Origin of the sequence: Methylosinus sp. RM1, from assembly GCF_011378635.1 — a bacterium.
In the GTDB taxonomy this organism is placed as follows: Bacteria; Pseudomonadota; Alphaproteobacteria; order Rhizobiales; family Beijerinckiaceae; genus Methylosinus; species Methylosinus sporium.
This window is the reverse complement of the sequence record NZ_WOVC01000011.1, coordinates 19,705-35,642: the sequence shown is the minus strand read 5'-3', so window position 1 is coordinate 35,642 and position 15,938 is coordinate 19,705. Positions and strand designations below refer to the sequence as shown.

Below are 15,938 nucleotides of genomic sequence, written 5' to 3'. Positions count from 1 at the left end.
GGTTTTCCCCGTTCGCGTTGAAGAGACCGAGGCCGGGTCGCCGCCTCGGTCCGAGAGGGCGGGCGCTCGCGGACAACGAGGGGAATCGACATGCCACAGAATGCAGATAACGTCCTCGACCATTTCAACCTATTCCGCCAGCCGGAATATCTCGAGATGTTCGAGAAGAAGAAGAAAGAGTTCGAGAATCATCACCCCGACGCCGAAGTCGAGCGCGTCCGCGAGTGGGCCAAGACGAAAGAGTATCAGGAAAAGAACTTCGCTCGCGAAGCTCTGACCGTCAATCCGGCGAAGGCCTGCCAGCCGCTCGGCGCGGTGTTCGCCTCGCTCGGCTTCGAGCAGACGATTCCGTTCGTCCATGGCTCGCAGGGCTGCGTGGCCTATTATCGTTCGCACTTCTCGCGTCACTTCAAGGAGCCGACCTCTTGCGTCTCCTCCTCGATGACGGAAGACGCGGCGGTGTTCGGCGGCCTCAACAACATGATCGACGGCCTCGCCAACACCTACAATATGTATAAGCCGAAGATGATCTCCGTCTCCACCACCTGCATGGCGGAAGTCATCGGCGACGACCTCAACGCCTTCATCAAGACGTCGAAGGAAAAGGGTTCGGTTCCGGCCGATTACGACGTTCCCTTCGCTCACACCCCGGCCTTCGTCGGCAGCCACGTCACCGGCTACGACAATGTCATGAAGGGCATGGTCGAGCATTTCTGGAACGGCAAAGCCGGCACGGCGCCGAAGCTCGAGCGCGTCCCGAACGAGAAGATCAACTTCATCGGCGGCTTCGACGGCTATGTCGTCGGCAATATCCGCGAAGTGAAGCGCATGTTCGACTCCATGGGCGTCGAATATACGATCTTCGGCGACCCGAGCGACGTGTGGGATACGCCCACCGACGGCGAGTTCCGCATGTATGACGGCGGCACCACGCTGGAGGACGCCGCCAATGCGATCCACGCCAAGGCGACCTTCTCGATGCAGCATTTCTCCACGGAGAAGACGCTGCCTCTGATCGCCGCGAGCGGGCAGGAGACCTATTCTTTCCATCATCCGATCGGCGTGCGCGCGACCGACGAGTTCCTGATGAAGGTCTCGGAAGTCACCGGCAAGCCGATCTCCAAGGAGCTGACGCGCGAGCGCGGCCGCCTCGTCGACGCGATCGCCGACTCTTCCGCGCATCTGCACGGCAAGCGTTTTGCGATCTACGGCGATCCGGATCTCTGCTACGGCCTCTCCGCCTTCCTGATGGAGCTGGGCGCCGAGCCGATCACCGTGCTCGCCAGCAATGGCGGCAAGCTCTGGGAAGAGAAGATGAACGAGCTGTTCGCCAGCTCGCCGTTCGGCAAGAACTGTACGGCCTATCCGGGCAAGGATCTGTGGCACATGCGTTCGCTGCTGTTCACGGAGCCGGTGGACTTCCTGATCGGCAACACCTACGGCAAGTATCTCGAGCGCGACACCGGCACGCCGCTGATCCGCATCGGATTCCCGGTCTTCGATCGCCACCACTATCACCGCTATCCGGTGTGGGGCTATCAGGGCGGCCTGAACGTCCTGGTGTGGCTGCTCGACAAAGTCTTCGACGAGATCGATCGCAACACCAACGTCGTCGCGAAGTCGGACTATAGCTTCGACATCATTCGCTGACATTCACGAGCTTCCGCCGGGTCGGGGTCGACCCGGCGGAACAACGAGAGCCTGATCCGTCGGGTCGATCGCCGCGCTGGCGCAATGCGTGCGCAGAGTGGGAGGCGATGGCCGTTGCAGGAGGCGCGGATGAGCACGCTGGCCGCAAAAGTTCAAGAAGTTTTCAACGAGCCCGGTTGCGACAAGAACAAGGGCAAATCCGAGAAAGAGCGAAAAAAGGGCTGCACGAAGCAATTGGCGCCGGGCGCCGCAGCCGGTGGATGCGCTTTCGACGGCGCCAAGATCGCTCTACAGCCCATCACCGACGTCGCCCATCTCGTTCATGGACCCATCGCCTGCGAAGGCAACTCTTGGGACAATCGCGGAGCCAAGACTTCGGGCTCCAGCCTCTACCGCACAGGTTTCACGACGGATATCGGCGAGACCGACGTCGTCTTCGGCGGTGAGAAGCGCCTCTACAAATCGATCAAGGAGATCATCGACAAATACGATCCGCCGGCGGTCTTCGTCTATCAGACCTGCGTTCCGGCGATGATCGGCGATGATATCGACGCCGTCTGCAAGGCCGCTGCGAAGAAATTCAACAAGCCCGTTATCCCGGTGAACTCGCCCGGCTTCGTGGGGCCGAAGAATCTCGGCAATAAGCTCGCGGGCGAGGCGATCCTCGAACATGTGATCGGGACGCAGGAGCCGGAATATACGACTCCTTACGATATCAACATCATCGGCGAATATAATCTCGCTGGCGAGTTGTGGCAGGTGAAACCTCTGCTCGATGAGCTCGGCATTCGCATCCTGTCCTGCATTTCCGGCGACGGCAAATACAATGAGGTCGCCTATTCCCATCGCGCCAAAGCGTCGATGATGGTGTGCTCCAAAGCGATGATCAACGTCGCTCGCAAGATGGAGGAACGCTACGACATTCCCTTCTTCGAAGGGTCTTTCTACGGCATCGGCGATATGAGCGATTCGCTTCGCGAGATCGCGCGCCTGCTCGTCGAGCGCGGCGCCCCCGCGGAGCTGAAGGATCGCACCGACGCGCTCATCGAGCGTGAGGAAGCGCGCGCCTGGGCGCGCATCGCTCCCTATAAGGAGCGCCTCACAGGCAAAAAGGTTCTGCTCATCACGGGCGGCGTCAAATCCTGGTCTGTCGTCGCCGCTCTGCAGGAAGCCGGCATGGAGCTCGTCGGCACCAGCGTCAAGAAGTCCACCAAGGAGGACAAGGAGCGCATCAAGGAACTGATGGGTCAGGACGCCCATATGATCGACGATATGACGCCACGCGAAATGTATAAAATGCTGAAAGACGCGCAGGCGGATATCATGTTATCGGGCGGCCGCTCGCAGTTCATAGCGCTCAAAGCCAAGATGCCCTGGCTCGACATCAACCAGGAGCGTCACCACGCCTATGCCGGTTATGAGGGCATGGTCGAGCTCGTTCACGAGATCGACAAGGCGCTCTTCAATCCGGTTTGGGAGCAGGTCCGCCGCCCGCCGCCGTGGCAGGAGAAGACCTGGGAAGAGCGAGCGAGCGAGGCCATCGCCGCCGAGGCGGCCGAGCTCGCCGCCGATCCGGTCAAGGCCGAGCAGGTGCGTCGTGAAAAGCGCGTCTGCAAATGCCACAGCGTGAATGTGGGCGCCCTCGAGGACGCGATCGCCGCCGGTTCTTTGACGACGGTCGATGCGCTGGCGGAGGCGACCCACGCCGGCACGGGTTGCGGCGGATGTCGCGACACTTTGGAGCAGATGATCGAGGCAGCCAACGCCGGTGGCGCGGTTCCTGCATCGAAAGCCGCGTGAGGCGCTCCGATGGCTAGAGTCGAAGTTTCCAAAAAGGCCTGCGCGGTCAATCCATTGAAGATGAGCCAGCCGATCGGCGGCGCGCTCGCCTTCATGGGCGTGCAGGGATGTATGCCGCTGCTGCACGGATCACAAGGTTGCACATCTTTTGGGCTGGTGCTGTTCGTTCGGCATTTTCGCGAAGCCATTCCGCTCCAGACCACTGCAATGAGCGAGGTGGCGACGGTTCTCGGCGGGTTGGAAAATGTCGAAGAGGCGATCGTCAATATCGCCAAACGGGCGAAGCCTGAAATCATCGGCATTTGCTCGACCGGCGTGACAGAGACCAAAGGCGACGACGTCGACGGCTATATTCAGCTCGTGCGCCAGCGTCACCCCGAGCTCGATCACATGGGAATTGTCTATGTATCGACGCCGGACTTCAAAGACGCGTTTCAAGACGGCTGGGGCAAGGCGGTCGCCAAGCTGATCGAGGTTTTCGTTCCTGCGAGCGAGGCTCCGGTTCAAAGAGTGCCTCAGCGAGTCAATGTTTTGCCGGGCTGTCATCTCACCCCGGGCGACATAGACGAATTGCGCGACATCATCGAGAGCTTCGGGCTGGAGCCGACGTTTCTCCCAGATCTCTCCGGGTCGTTGGATGGGCATCTGCCGGAAGATTTCACGCCGACGACGCTCGGCGGCACATCGCGCGACGCTATGGCCGCTATGGGATCTGCCGCGTGGACGATCGCGGTCGGCGAGCAGATGCGTCTGGCGGCGACGACGTTGGAGCGACGAAACGGCGTTCCGTTCGTGTTGTTCGATCGTCTTACCGGTCTCGCGCCCAATGACGAGCTGATCGGCTTCTTGTCGAAAATCAGCGGGCGGCCGGTTCCTCAAAAATACAAACGGCAGCGTGGCCAGCTCGTCGACGCAATGCTCGATGGGCATTTCCATTTCGGCGGAAAAAAAGTGACGATCGGCGCCGAGCCGGATCTTTTGTTCGCGATCGGCTCCTGGCTGACGGAGATGGGCGCGCATCTGCAAGGCGCTGTGACGACCACCCATTCGCCGGTGTTGGAGAAGCTCGCGATCGAAGAGGTTCTCATCGGAGATCTGGAGGATCTCGAGAATAAGTCGAAAGGCGCCGATCTCATGATGACGCATTCGCACGGGCGCCAGGCGTCCGAGCGCTTGGGGGTGCCGCTCTTTCGGCTCGGGCTGCCGACTTTCGATCGATTGGGCGCTGGGCACGAGCTGACAGTTGGTTACAGAGGCACCCGAACGCTCATCTTCAACATCGGCAATATGTTCATCTCGCAGGCGCATGAGCCCGATCCGGACACATGGCGCCAGGACGACGAAAATGTCACGCATTTCGGCGACGAGCATAAACCAGAGCTCGTTCAAATCACCGCGATGGCCTGACCACGAGGAGGCAGTATGAAAGTCGCATTCGCCACGCAAGACCTCGTACGAGTCGACGCCCATTTCGGATGGGCGAAGAATATCGCTCTCTATGAACTCACCGCCGAGGGTTACAGCTTCATCGAAGCGATCGAATTCCAGGGCGATCTGCAGGAAGACGGCAACGAGGACAAGCTCGCGCCGAAACTCGATGCGATCAAGGACTGCGCGATATTGTACGTCGCTGCGATCGGCGGCTCCGGGGCCGCCCGCGTCGTGGCGTCCGGCATACACCCGATGAAGGTTCCGCAGCCCGAGAATATTGTCGATCTGCTGGAAAAGCTCAAGGTGGTCCTGCAGGGCGCGCCGCCGCCGTGGTTGCGCAAGGTCATGACGAAGGGCCAGGAAAGAACCTTCGATTTCGAGGAAGAGGCTGCAAATGGCTGAGACGGAGACGATTACGGCGAATGACGCGGCTGAGAGCGTCTTCATCAAGGAACTCATCAAGCAGTGGCGCGCGCAGGATACGCACGGCACCTGGGAGAACAAGAAAGACCTCGATCTCATCAAGCCCTACATCGTCGATAAGGAAGCCCGTAAGGCGCTGCCGCTGATCGGCGATCCGGATCCCGAGATTCTTTGGCGCGTCGAGCTCTTCTACAACGCGATCGCGCTTTCGATCGAGCGCGCGACGGGCGTCATGGTGCAGCCGATGATCAAGATGAGCCATGAGGGCTTTGGTCGCCAAGTGCTCATCGCAGGGCGCCTCATCGTCGTGAACAAGCAGCTGCGCGACGTTCATCGTTTTGGCTTCGACTCGTTGGAGAAGCTCTCCGACGAAGGCACGAAGCTCGTGGCCGCCGGCGTCGAGATGATCGAGAAGTTCCCGGAAGTCGCGCGTTATTGATATCGAAGGAGAGAAAAAATGAGCTCCGTCGACGAGCTGAAGGCCGAGATCAAGAAGCTCTCGGCCAAGGCCACCAATATGAAAATGAATCTGCACGATCTCTCGGAAGAGCTGCCGGTCAATTGGGGCACGATTCTCACCATCGCGCAGGACACCTATGACGCATATGCGGCTCTCGAAGCCGCGCGACAGAAACTCAAAGATTTGGAGACGGCGTGATGGGGGCGTTCAAAACGAGAGGCGGCGCCGATTGGACGCCGTCCTACCTGACGGATATCAATCCGGCGACATGCATCGGCTGCGGACGATGCTTCAAAGTGTGTCCGCAGGATGTCATGGCGCTCTACGGCGTCGACGCCGAAGGAACGATCCTCGGGATCGTGACCGACGACGATGATGACGATTTCGACGGGGAACTCAACCGCAAGATCATGAAGGTCGAGCGGGAACAGGATTGTATCGGGTGCTCGGCGTGTTCGAAGGTCTGTCCGAAGGACTGCCAGACGCACGTTCCCGTCGACCAGCTGGTCGGGTGATCCGATGGCTTTTCTCTCCGAAGATCGCCGGTCGGAGAGCGGGCTGCTGCAGCCGAAGCCGGATCCGGCGGACATTTACGTGCGGTTACGGTCGCGTCCGAGTGATTTCGGACGCGACGATCCTTTCACGGCGCATGTCTTCTGCTGTGTGCTCGCGCTCGGCGTGAGCGAAGCCGCGGGCCGGCCCGGCGCGCTCGGGCAATCGCTGGCGCTGGGAAGGGCCGAACTCGAACATCTGATCGATCGCTGGGCGCCCGAAGCGCGCGCCATGGTCGATCTCTCTATGGAAGCCGAGATGGTCGGCCTGGATGACGAGGAAGACCAGATCCGCCAGCTTCTGCGGAGATTCAAGGGTGACGCGTCCGAAGAGACGAGCTGGTTGGCCTCCATATTGACCAAACGCGCGATGTCGCCCCGTCATTTATGGCAGGACCTCGGTCTGGCCAAGCGCGACGAGCTCGGCCGTTTGATGCGAGAGCGCTTTCCCGGCCTCGCCGAGCGCAATGTCGATCACATGAAATGGAAGAAATTTTTCTATCGCTCTTTGTGCGAGATGGAAGGTTTCGTGCTCTGCGCGGCGCCGACCTGCCGTGAATGCGGCGATTTTCATGATTGCTTCGGCGATGAGACCGGCGAGAGTGCTCTGGCCCGGCTATCGCGCGCCAAGCCTTCCGACTCCTGACTGTCTCGAGTTTTACTTCCATTCGACGCCGCCCGAGCGATCGTTTCGGGCGGATTTCTGCGTATTTCGAAGCAGAATCGCCATCCATGTCGGAACTCCGACATTGTGGGAATGCGAACAGCCATCGGCCCCCCAAATCGACTGATTCACGATAGCAATCCATTTTGGCATAGCGGTTGCTTTCCTCACCACGGGTGATTTTCCGGGAAGAGGTTAAGCAAATGATCGAACTCACAGACAACGCCCTGAACGCGGTGCGTTCGGCAATTGCGGGCGCCGGGCAGGAGGTCGAGGGGCTGCGGATCATGGTCGAGGCCGGGGGGTGCGCCGGTTTCCAATACACCATGGGTCTCGTCAACGAATCCAATCCCGCGGACCATGTGTTCGAGCGCGATGGCGTCAAAGTGTTCGTGGAGGAGGGCTCGTTGGCCTATCTCGACGGGACGCGCGTCGATTTCGTCACCGGGCTCGAGGGTTCGGGATTCACTTTCGAGAACCCACAGGCCAAGTCGAGCTGTTCCTGCGGCAAATCTTTCGGTTGATCGTCTTCGGGAGAGCCGCGATGTGGGAATATTCCGACAAGGTCATGGAGCATTTCTTCGATCCGAAGAATGCGGGCGTTCTCGACGGCGCCAATGCGATCGGTGAGGTCGGGGCCCTGTCTTGCGGGGACGCGCTCAAGCTGATGCTCCATATAGACCGTGTGACGGAGATCGTTCTCGAAGCCAAGTTCCAAACCTATGGCTGCGGTTCGGCGATCGCCTCGTCCTCGGCTCTGACCGAGCTCGTGATCGGCAAGACGCTCGAGCAGGCGGGCGCGATCAGCAATCGGGACATCGCGGATTTCCTCGGCGGCCTGCCGCCCGAAAAAATGCATTGCGCGGTCATGGGTCATGAGGCGCTTCAGGCTGCGATCGCGAATTTTCGCGGCGAAACGCGGCGGCCGATGCGTGAAGACGCGCCGCTGGTGTGCAAATGCCAAGGGATCGACGCCGTCGTCATCGAGCGCGCGATCAGGGACAATGGGCTGTCGACCGTCGAGCAGGTGAGCGCGCACACGAAAGCGGGAACCGGCTGCACGACCTGTTACGAGCAGATCGAGGACATTCTGCTGCGCGTGACGTCGGAGGTCGCCGCGGCCACCGCGGTCGCCGTGGAGGCCGCAGAAAGCGCTCGCGCCGAAAAAGCGGCGACGTCGGCGCCGAGGGCGGAAGTCGCCGCCTCTCGCGCGGGCTCGGTCAATCTGTTCACCGCGCCGGTGCGATCGGCGCCCGCGCCCGCGGCGACGGTGCGTCCGGGCGCTTCTGTTCGGCCCCCGGCCGGGGCGTCGCCTTTGTCGCCGGCTTCTCCTCTGCCGCCGCCCTCTGCGGGCATGACCAATTTGAAGAAGATTCGGCTGATCGAAGAGACGATCGAAGATCTCCGCGTCTATCTCCGCAAGGACGGCGGCGACTGCGAGCTGATCGACGTCGACGGCTCCAATGTGCTCGTCAGCCTCACAGGGGCTTGCGTCGGCTGTCAAATGGCGAGCGTCACCGTGTCGGGAATCCAAGAGCGGCTCATCGCCAAATTGGGCGTGCCCGTTCGCGTGATTCCCGTCGGGCGCAACGCTCACTGAGGAGTTCGTCATGAAGGCGATTTATCTCGACAATAATGCGACGACCCGAGTCGATCCGCTCGTGGTGGAGGCGATGCTGCCCTTCTTCACGGAGCATTTCGGCAATGCGTCTTCCGCTCATTCTTTCGGCGCCGAGGTGGGGACGGCGGTGAAGGCGGCGCGGCAGCAGCTCCAGCAGCTGCTGGGCGCAGCGCATGATCACGAGATCATCTACACCTCCGGCGGCACGGAGAGCGACAACGCCGCGATCCTCTCCGCGCTGGAGGCGTTGCCGGACCGCAATGAGATCGTGACCTCCAAAGTCGAGCATCCTGCCATTCTCTCGCTGTGCGAGCATCTCGAGAAGATCGGGCGCGCCAAGGTGCATTTCATCGGCGTCGACAAGTCCGGCCAGCTCGATATCGAAGCCTATCGCGCAGCTCTGTCCGACAAGGTGGCGATTGTTTCGCTGATGTGGGCGAACAATGAGACGGGCACGATTTTTCCGGTCGAAGGGCTCGCGGAGATCGCCAAGGAGCATGGCGCGCTGTTTCATACGGATGCGGTTCAGGCCGCTGGCAAGACGCCGATTTCTCTCAAGGACAGTGCGATCGACATGCTGTCGCTCTCCGGCCACAAGCTGCACGGGCCGAAGGGAATCGGCGCGCTCTATGTGAAAAAAGGCGCGCGTTTCAAGCCGCTCATCCGAGGCGGCCATCAGGAGCGCGCCCGTCGCGGCGGAACGGAGAATGTGCCGGCGATCATAGGTCTCGGCAAGGCGGCGGAACTCGCGCTTCAGAACATGGCGGATGAGCAGGGCCGCGTTCGCGAATTGCGGGATCGCCTGGAAAAGGCGGTTCTGCAACGCATTCCCAATTGCATCGTCAACGGCGATCGGCACGATCGTTTGCCGAACACGTCGAATTTGGCGTTCGAATATGTCGAGAGCGAAGCGATCCTGCTGCATCTCAATCGCGGCGGCGTCGCCGCTTCGTCGGGCTCGGCCTGCACATCGGGGTCGATGGAGCCGAGCCATGTGCTGAAAGCGATGGAGATTCCCGAAGCGGCGCTGCATGGCGCGGTGCGCTTCTCCTTCTCGCGGGACAATGCCGGAGAGGATGTCGATCGCGTGATCGAGGCGCTGCCCGGCATCGTCGAGAAGCTGCGCGAAATGTCGCCCTTCTGGGCGGAGGCCGAGAAGAAGACCTACGACTCCAAGCAAGTGTTTGCGTGAAGGCGCTATTCCCGTGAACAGCGATCAACCCCGCATCTTCATCAACGACACGACGCTGCGCGATGGCGAGCAGGCGCCGGGCGTCGCCTTCACAGGGGCGGAAAAGCTCGCGATCGCGCGGGCGCTGGCGAGCCTCGGCGTCGATGAGATCGAAGCGGGGACGCCGGCCATGGGGCGCGATGAGATCGAGGCGATCGCCGCCATAGCGGCGGACGGCTTGCCTTGCCGCGTCATGGCCTGGTGTCGGCTGAGCGAAAGCGACGTCGACGCCGCGGTCGCCGCCAATGTCTCGCATGTGAACGTCTCGTCGCCAATGTCGCGATTGCAGATCGGCGTGAAGCTCTCGACCGATGTCGAAGGCGCCGCGGCGCGCGTCGAGCGCGTCGTCGCCTATGCGCGATCCAAGGGGCTGACTGTCGCTCTCGGCGGCGAGGATTCCTCGCGCGCCGATCCGCGCGACATCGGCAGGATCGCCCGCGCGGCGGCGGCGATGGGGGCGACACGGTTTCGCTTCGCGGACACGCTCGGCACGCTCGATCCTTTCGCGACCTACGAGTCGATTCGTCGCGTGCGCGAGGAGACGGATCTGCCGATCGAATTTCACGGCCATGACGATGTCGGCCTCGCCACCGCCAACACGCTCGCCGCAGTGCGCGGCGGCGCGACCCATGCGTCGGTCACCATGCTCGGTCTCGGCGAGCGCGCCGGCAACGCCGCGCTGGAGGAGGTCGTCGTCGCGCTCGGCCATGTCGCGCACGGGCGCACGAATGTCGATCTCAAGCGCCTGCAGGGCGTCGCTCGGCTGGTCGCCGCGGCGGCGCGCCGCAAGATCGGGCGCGCCAAGGCGATCGTCGGCTCCGACATATTCACGCATGAATCGGGCATTCACGTCGCCGCGCTGATGAAGGATGTGCGCACCTATCAGGGGCTCGATCCCTCGCGGCTCGGACGACGGCATCGCATCGTCATCGCCAAGCATTCGGGCTTGAGCGCCATTCAGAAGAAATGCGCCGAGATCGGCGTCGATCTCGATCGCGATACGGCGGCGCGGCTCCTCGATCATGTGAAGCGTCGCGCTCTGGACCAGAAGAGGCCGGTCAATCGCGGCGAATTCATGCGCCTCGTCGATCGGGCGCAGGCCGAGGCCGCCCTGGCGGCGCGGCACGATGTCGGAGGCGTGTCATGAGCCCCGTTTCGATCGTCGCGACGCCGAGCGTCGCGGCCAGCAAGAGCCTTTTCGCGTTGATCCGCGAAGACGTCGGCTGCGTCGCACAGCGCGATCCAGCGGCCCGCAGCACTTTGGAAGTCGTGCTGCTCTATCCGGGCGTTCACGCTCTGATATGGCATCGCATCGCCAATCGCTTGTGGCGCGGCGGCCATAAATTCGCGGCGCGGGCGCTGTCGTGGTTCGGCCGTCTCGTCACCAATATCGACATTCATCCGGGCGCGACGATCGGCGTGCGTTTCTTCATCGATCATGGCGCGGGCGTGGTGATCGGCGAAACGGCGACCATAGGCGATGATGTGACGATGTATCATGGCGTCACGCTCGGCGGCACTTCCTGGTCGGTCGGCCGTCGGCATCCGACGGTGGGCGACGGCGTGCTGATCGGGGCCGGAGCGAAAATTCTCGGGCCGATCAGCGTCGGTCCGCGCGCGCGCATCGGCGCCAATTCCGTCGTCATCGAGGACGTGCCGCCGGAGATGACGGTGGTCGGCATTCCGGGGCGTGTCGTGCGAGAGCAGCGTCGCCGATCGGGAGCGGACGGGCGCATCGACCTCGAGCATCATCTTATTCCCGATCCGGTCGGAGATGCGATTTCCGTGCTCATCGACCGCATCGATTTTCTCGAAGCGCGGCTCGCGCATCTGCAAGTGCGGGTCAGCGAAGGCTCCCATAGGCAAGTCGGAGACAACAAGCCATGAGCATATTGGACGATCTGCGCAAATTGTCGGCGGCCGAGGAATTCTTCGACCTTCTCGGCGTCGAATACGACCCCAACATCGTGCGGCACTCGAGGCTGCATATCCTGCGACGCATGGGCGAGTATCTTCACAAGGCGGCGCCCGAGGGCGCGTCCGACGACGAGGTGCGCGAAGCCTGCCGCGAGTTTCTCGCGAAGGCCTATCAGGATTTCACGAAATCCTCGCCGATCGAAGAACGGCTTTTCAAAGTGCACAAGGACGCGGTAAAGCCGAAAGAGGAGCCGAAGAAGCCCTTCGTGCCGCTCAGCACGGTCACCACGTCGAACGGATGACAATCGAACGATAGGTCGGGATGGCGAGAGGAAGAATCTCATGAAGATACTGGTCTGCATCAAGCAAGTTCCCGACAGCGCCCAAATCCGCGTGCATCCGGTCACCAACACGATCATGCGCCAGGGCGTGCCGACGATCATCAATCCTTATGATCTCTTCTCGCTGGAAGAGGCGTTGAAGCTGCGCGACAAATTCGGCGGCGAGGTCACGACATTGACCATGGGGCCTCCCATGGCCGCCGATGCGCTGCGCAAGACGCTGGCGATCGGCGCCGATCGCGCCATTCTGCTCACCGATCGCTTCTTCGCCGGCGCCGACACTCTGGCGACCACCTATGCGCTCGCGCAGGCGATCAACAAGATTCAGAAGTCCTGGGGCGATCTCGATCTCGTCTTCACCGGCAAGCAGACGATCGACGGCGACACGGCGCAGGTCGGTCCGGGTGTGGCGAAGCGTCTCAACCTTCTGCAATTGACTTATGTCTCCAAAATCGTGGAAGCCGATGAGGAGAAGCGCGAGGTCGTGATCGAGCGTCGCGCGGAAGGCGGCACGCAAGTCCTCAAGACGAAAATGCCCTGCCTCATCGCCATGCTCGAGGGCACGAACGAAGTGCGTCGCGGCTCCATCTCGGATTCGCTGCGCGCCGCGCGCGCCGAGATCATCACCTGGAGCGCGAAGGACGCCGAGATCGAAGACCTCGGCAAATGCGGACTGAAAGGATCGCCGACGATCGTGAAGAAGGTCTTCGCTCCTCCGGTGCGGACCGATCGCGCCGCCTTCGTGGAGCCGGGCAAGAACGCCGGCGAGTCCGCCGACGCGCTGATCGAGGCGATCTTCAAGCGCCATACGGCGCTCGAGGAAGACATGACGAAATTGGCCAGTGGGTTCTAAAGGAGAAGCGCAAATGTCCGACAAGCCCGCCCCCGCCGCGCCGCAGCAGAGCCGCGCCAGCGCGAAAAAGGAGCTCCCGGAGCATTTCCGCGGCTACAAGCACGTCTGGGTGTTCGTCGAGCTGGAGCGCGGCGAGGTGCATCCCGTGTCCTGGGAGCTGCTCGGCGCCGGCCGCAAGCTCGCGGATCAGCTGAAGGTCGATCTCGCCGCCGTGGTGCTCGGCGCGCCGGGCGAGGCGACGCGCAAGGCCGTCAACGAATCCTTCTTCTATGGGGCCGATCTCGCTTATCTCGTCGAGGATCCGATCCTCGGCGATTATCGCAACGAGCCCTATTCCAAGGCGGTGACGCAGCTCGTCAACACGCATAAGCCGGAGATATTGCTGCTCGGCGCGACGACGCTCGGCCGCGATCTCGCCGGCTCCGTAGCGACTACGCTGCTCACCGGCCTCACCGCCGATTGCACCGAGCTCGCGGTCGACGCCGACGGCTCGCTGGCCGCGACGCGTCCGACCTTCGGCGGTTCGCTGCTGTGCACGATCTATACGTTGAACTATCGGCCGCAGATGGCGACGGTGCGTCCGCGCCAATTGCCGACGCCGTCGCGCGACGAATCGCGCTCCGGCCGCGTGATCGAGTTCAAGGCCGAGCTCGACGAAGAGACGATCATCACCAAGCTGCTGAAGTTCATCCCCGATCGCGAGTCGGCCAAGAGCAATCTCGCCTTCGCCGATGTCGTCGTCGCCGGCGGGCTCGGCCTGCAGAGCGCGGAGAATTATCAGCTCGTGCGCAATCTCGCCTCTGTGCTCGGCGCGGAATTCGGCGGCTCGCGTCCTCTGGTGCAGAAGGGTTGGATCACCTCCGATCGTCAGATCGGCCAGACCGGCAAATCGATCCGTCCCAAGCTCTATATCGCCGCCGGCATTTCCGGCGCGATCCAGCATCGCGTCGGCGTCGAAGGAGCCGATTGCATCGTCGCGATCAACACCGACAAGAATGCGCCGATCTTCGATTTCGCGCATATCGGCATAGTGACCGACGCCATTCGTCTGCTTCCGGCGCTGACGGAAGCTTTCCGCAAACGTCTCTCGCCCGAGAACGCAGACCGGCTCGCCGGCTAACCCGAGGAGATCATCATGATCGAAGAAAAATTCGACGCGATCGTCATCGGGGCCGGCATGGCCGGCAACGCCGCCGCCTATACGATGGCCTCGCGCGGCTTGAACGTTCTGCAGCTGGAGCGCGGCGAATACGCCGGCTCCAAGAATGTGCAGGGCGGCATTCTCTATGCGGACATGCTGGAGAAGATCATTCCCGATTTCCGCGAGGAGGCTCCGCTGGAGCGCCATCTCATCGAGCAGCGCTTCTGGATGATGACCGATCGCTCGCATACGGGGATGCAATATCGTTCGGACGACTTCAACGAGGAGAAGCCGAACCGCTACACCATCATCCGCTCGCAATTCGACCGCTGGTTCAACAAGCAGGTGCAGGCCGCGGGCGCGATCGTCATCAGCGAGACGACGGTCACAGAGCTCGTCAGCGACGCCTATGGCAAGGTGATCGGCGTGCGCACGGATCGCGCCGGCGGCACTGTCTTCGCCGATGTCGTCGTGCTGGCGGAAGGCGTCAACGGCCTGCTCGGCGCGCGCGCGGGGCTGCGTCCGACGCCCAAGCCCGAGCATGTCGCGCTCGCCGTCAAGGAAATGCACTTCCTGCCGCGCGAGACGATCGAGGCGCGTTTCAATCTGCATGGCGACGAAGGCGTCGTGATCGAGGCGGCCGGCACCATCTCCAAGGGGATGACCGGCATGGGCTTCGTCTACACGAACAAAGAGAGCATTTCTGTCGGGATGGGCTGCCTCGTGTCGGATTTCGCCGAAAATGACGAAACTCCGTACGGAATGCTCGAAGTGTTCAAGAAGCATCCGTCGATCGCGCCGCTGCTCGAGGGCTCGGAAGTGAAGGAATATGCCGCGCATCTCATTCCCGAGGGCGGCTACAACACGATTCCCGAGCTGTTCGGCGATGGCTGGGTCGTCGTCGGCGACGCCGCGCAGCTCAACAACGCCATCCATAGAGAAGGCTCGAATCTTGCTATGACGTCCGGCAGGCTCGCGGGCGAGGCGATTTTCCAAGTGAAGTCCCGCCGCGATCCGATGACGAAGCAGAATCTGGCGCTCTACAAGAAACTCCTCGATGACAGCTTCGTCATGAAGGATTTGAAGAAATACAAAGATATGCCGGCGTTGCTGCATACGCAGGCGCAGAATTTCTTCCTCACCTATCCGACGCTCGTGTCGAAGGCGATGGAGAATTTCCTACGCGTCGACGGCACGCCGAAGCTCGAGAAGGAAAAGGCGTCGGTCCGCGCTTTCCGTGAGAAGCGCTCGCTGACGGGATTGTTCGGAGATGCATGGCGTCTGGCGCGCGCCTGGCGCTGAGAGGAGGAATCGCGATGTCGACGCAAGCTGCGCGAGTCGAGGAGAAGCTGTTCCAGAACCGCTATCTCGTCGACCAAGGAAAACCCCATATCGTCGTGCAACCGCACACCACGCCATCCAAGAATCTCTTGGCGATGACGAAGGTCTGTCCGGCGGGCTGCTATGAGCAGAACGCTTCCGGTCAGGTCGAGATCACGCCGGACGGCTGTCTCGAATGCGGCACATGTCGCGTTCTCTGCGAGCCGCAGGGCGACATCGTGTGGAATTATCCGCGCGGCGGCTATGGCGTGCTGTTCAAATTCGGCTGATCGTGAGACCGACGCGCCGCGTGTCGGCGCGTCGGAAAGTAGACGCGAGGATGTTCGATGACGGTCGCGCAATTGATCGAATTGCTGAAGGACATGCCGAGCGAAGCCGTGGTGATCCTCGAGGGAGACGGAGCCTTGGCCCGTCTCGTCGGGGTGAATTTGGAAAAGAGCGTGATGGCGGGACTGCCGGACGAGGTCGTCCTGTCCACCGATTGCGAAGAATGAGGCCGCCCCGAGCGGGGCGC

19 protein-coding genes are annotated in these 15,938 nt (G+C 61.9%); all 19 read left to right on the top strand.

Annotated elements, in window-relative coordinates:
• The first annotated feature begins 90 nt into the window (after positions 1–90).
• The 19 genes from nifK to FMZ75_RS09780 all read left to right on the top strand — a co-directional run bounded on the left by nifK (position 91) and on the right by FMZ75_RS09780 (position 15,918).
• On the top strand, positions 91–1,650 hold the full coding sequence (nifK, locus tag FMZ75_RS09870; protein ID WP_166142542.1) for a nitrogenase molybdenum-iron protein subunit beta: 1,560 nt from the start codon (positions 91–93) through the stop codon (positions 1,648–1,650).
• 129 nt (positions 1,651–1,779) lie between these two features.
• Positions 1,780–3,450, top strand: coding sequence for a nitrogenase iron-molybdenum cofactor biosynthesis protein NifE (gene nifE, locus FMZ75_RS09865; protein WP_109027627.1), 1,671 nt, complete (start codon positions 1,780–1,782; stop codon positions 3,448–3,450).
• Positions 3,451–3,459: 9 nt separating this feature from the next.
• Complete coding sequence (gene nifN, locus FMZ75_RS09860; RefSeq protein ID WP_166142540.1) at positions 3,460–4,857, top strand: nitrogenase iron-molybdenum cofactor biosynthesis protein NifN; 1,398 nt, start codon at positions 3,460–3,462, stop codon at positions 4,855–4,857.
• Between the two features lie 15 nt (positions 4,858–4,872).
• A complete protein-coding gene (gene nifX / locus FMZ75_RS09855) occupies positions 4,873–5,283 on the top strand; it encodes a nitrogen fixation protein NifX (protein WP_142862411.1) in 411 nt (136 codons plus the stop codon).
• Positions 5,276–5,743, top strand: coding sequence for a NifX-associated nitrogen fixation protein (locus tag FMZ75_RS09850; RefSeq protein WP_166142538.1), 468 nt, complete (start codon positions 5,276–5,278; stop codon positions 5,741–5,743). Before nifX ends, FMZ75_RS09850 begins: the two co-directional genes overlap by 8 nt.
• Before the next feature lie 18 nt (positions 5,744–5,761).
• Positions 5,762–5,962 carry a CCE_0567 family metalloprotein gene (locus FMZ75_RS09845; RefSeq protein WP_109027631.1) on the top strand — a complete coding sequence of 67 codons (201 nt, stop codon included), beginning with the start codon at positions 5,762–5,764 and terminating at the stop codon, positions 5,960–5,962.
• The gene (gene fdxB / locus FMZ75_RS09840; protein ID WP_018267928.1) at positions 5,962–6,279 is read left to right on the top strand and encodes a ferredoxin III, nif-specific; all 318 of its coding nucleotides are present in this window, start codon (positions 5,962–5,964) and stop codon (positions 6,277–6,279) included. The genes FMZ75_RS09845 and fdxB overlap by 1 nt, the downstream gene beginning before the upstream one ends.
• A 4-nt stretch (positions 6,280–6,283) precedes the next feature.
• Positions 6,284–6,961: a nitrogen fixation protein NifQ gene (locus FMZ75_RS09835; RefSeq protein WP_166142536.1), complete on the top strand. Its 678-nt coding sequence runs from the start codon at positions 6,284–6,286 to the stop codon at positions 6,959–6,961.
• Positions 6,962–7,182: 221 nt separating this feature from the next.
• Positions 7,183–7,503, top strand: coding sequence for an iron-sulfur cluster assembly accessory protein (locus FMZ75_RS09830; protein WP_109027644.1), 321 nt, complete (start codon positions 7,183–7,185; stop codon positions 7,501–7,503).
• 20 nt (positions 7,504–7,523) lie between these two features.
• Complete coding sequence (gene nifU / locus FMZ75_RS09825; protein ID WP_166142534.1) at positions 7,524–8,579, top strand: Fe-S cluster assembly protein NifU; 1,056 nt, start codon at positions 7,524–7,526, stop codon at positions 8,577–8,579.
• 10 nt (positions 8,580–8,589) lie between these two features.
• Positions 8,590–9,792 carry a cysteine desulfurase NifS gene (gene nifS, locus FMZ75_RS09820; protein WP_166142532.1) on the top strand — a complete coding sequence of 401 codons (1,203 nt, stop codon included), beginning with the start codon at positions 8,590–8,592 and terminating at the stop codon, positions 9,790–9,792.
• 13 nt (positions 9,793–9,805) lie between these two features.
• On the top strand, positions 9,806–10,978 hold the full coding sequence (gene nifV / locus FMZ75_RS09815; RefSeq protein ID WP_166142530.1) for a homocitrate synthase: 1,173 nt from the start codon (positions 9,806–9,808) through the stop codon (positions 10,976–10,978).
• Positions 10,975–11,718, top strand: a complete 744-nt coding sequence (cysE, locus tag FMZ75_RS09810) for a serine O-acetyltransferase (RefSeq protein WP_109027635.1) — start codon at positions 10,975–10,977, stop codon at positions 11,716–11,718. Before nifV ends, cysE begins: the two co-directional genes overlap by 4 nt.
• Entirely contained in the window at positions 11,715–12,050 is a 336-nt protein-coding gene (nifW, locus tag FMZ75_RS09805) for a nitrogenase stabilizing/protective protein NifW (RefSeq protein ID WP_109027636.1), read from the top strand. The genes cysE and nifW overlap by 4 nt, the downstream gene beginning before the upstream one ends.
• A gap of 40 nt (positions 12,051–12,090) precedes the next feature.
• A complete protein-coding gene (locus tag FMZ75_RS09800; RefSeq protein ID WP_142862418.1) occupies positions 12,091–12,942 on the top strand; it encodes an electron transfer flavoprotein subunit beta/FixA family protein in 852 nt (283 codons plus the stop codon).
• Positions 12,943–12,955: 13 nt separating this feature from the next.
• On the top strand, positions 12,956–14,062 hold the full coding sequence (locus tag FMZ75_RS09795; RefSeq protein ID WP_142862419.1) for an electron transfer flavoprotein subunit alpha/FixB family protein: 1,107 nt from the start codon (positions 12,956–12,958) through the stop codon (positions 14,060–14,062).
• 15 nt (positions 14,063–14,077) lie between these two features.
• On the top strand, positions 14,078–15,385 hold the full coding sequence (locus FMZ75_RS09790) for an FAD-dependent oxidoreductase (protein ID WP_109027639.1): 1,308 nt from the start codon (positions 14,078–14,080) through the stop codon (positions 15,383–15,385).
• A gap of 14 nt (positions 15,386–15,399) precedes the next feature.
• Complete coding sequence (locus FMZ75_RS09785; RefSeq protein WP_109027647.1) at positions 15,400–15,693, top strand: ferredoxin family protein; 294 nt, start codon at positions 15,400–15,402, stop codon at positions 15,691–15,693.
• Positions 15,694–15,750: 57 nt separating this feature from the next.
• Positions 15,751–15,918 carry a hypothetical protein gene (locus FMZ75_RS09780; RefSeq protein ID WP_166142518.1) on the top strand — a complete coding sequence of 56 codons (168 nt, stop codon included), beginning with the start codon at positions 15,751–15,753 and terminating at the stop codon, positions 15,916–15,918.
• The last annotated feature ends 20 nt before the right edge of the window (positions 15,919–15,938 follow it).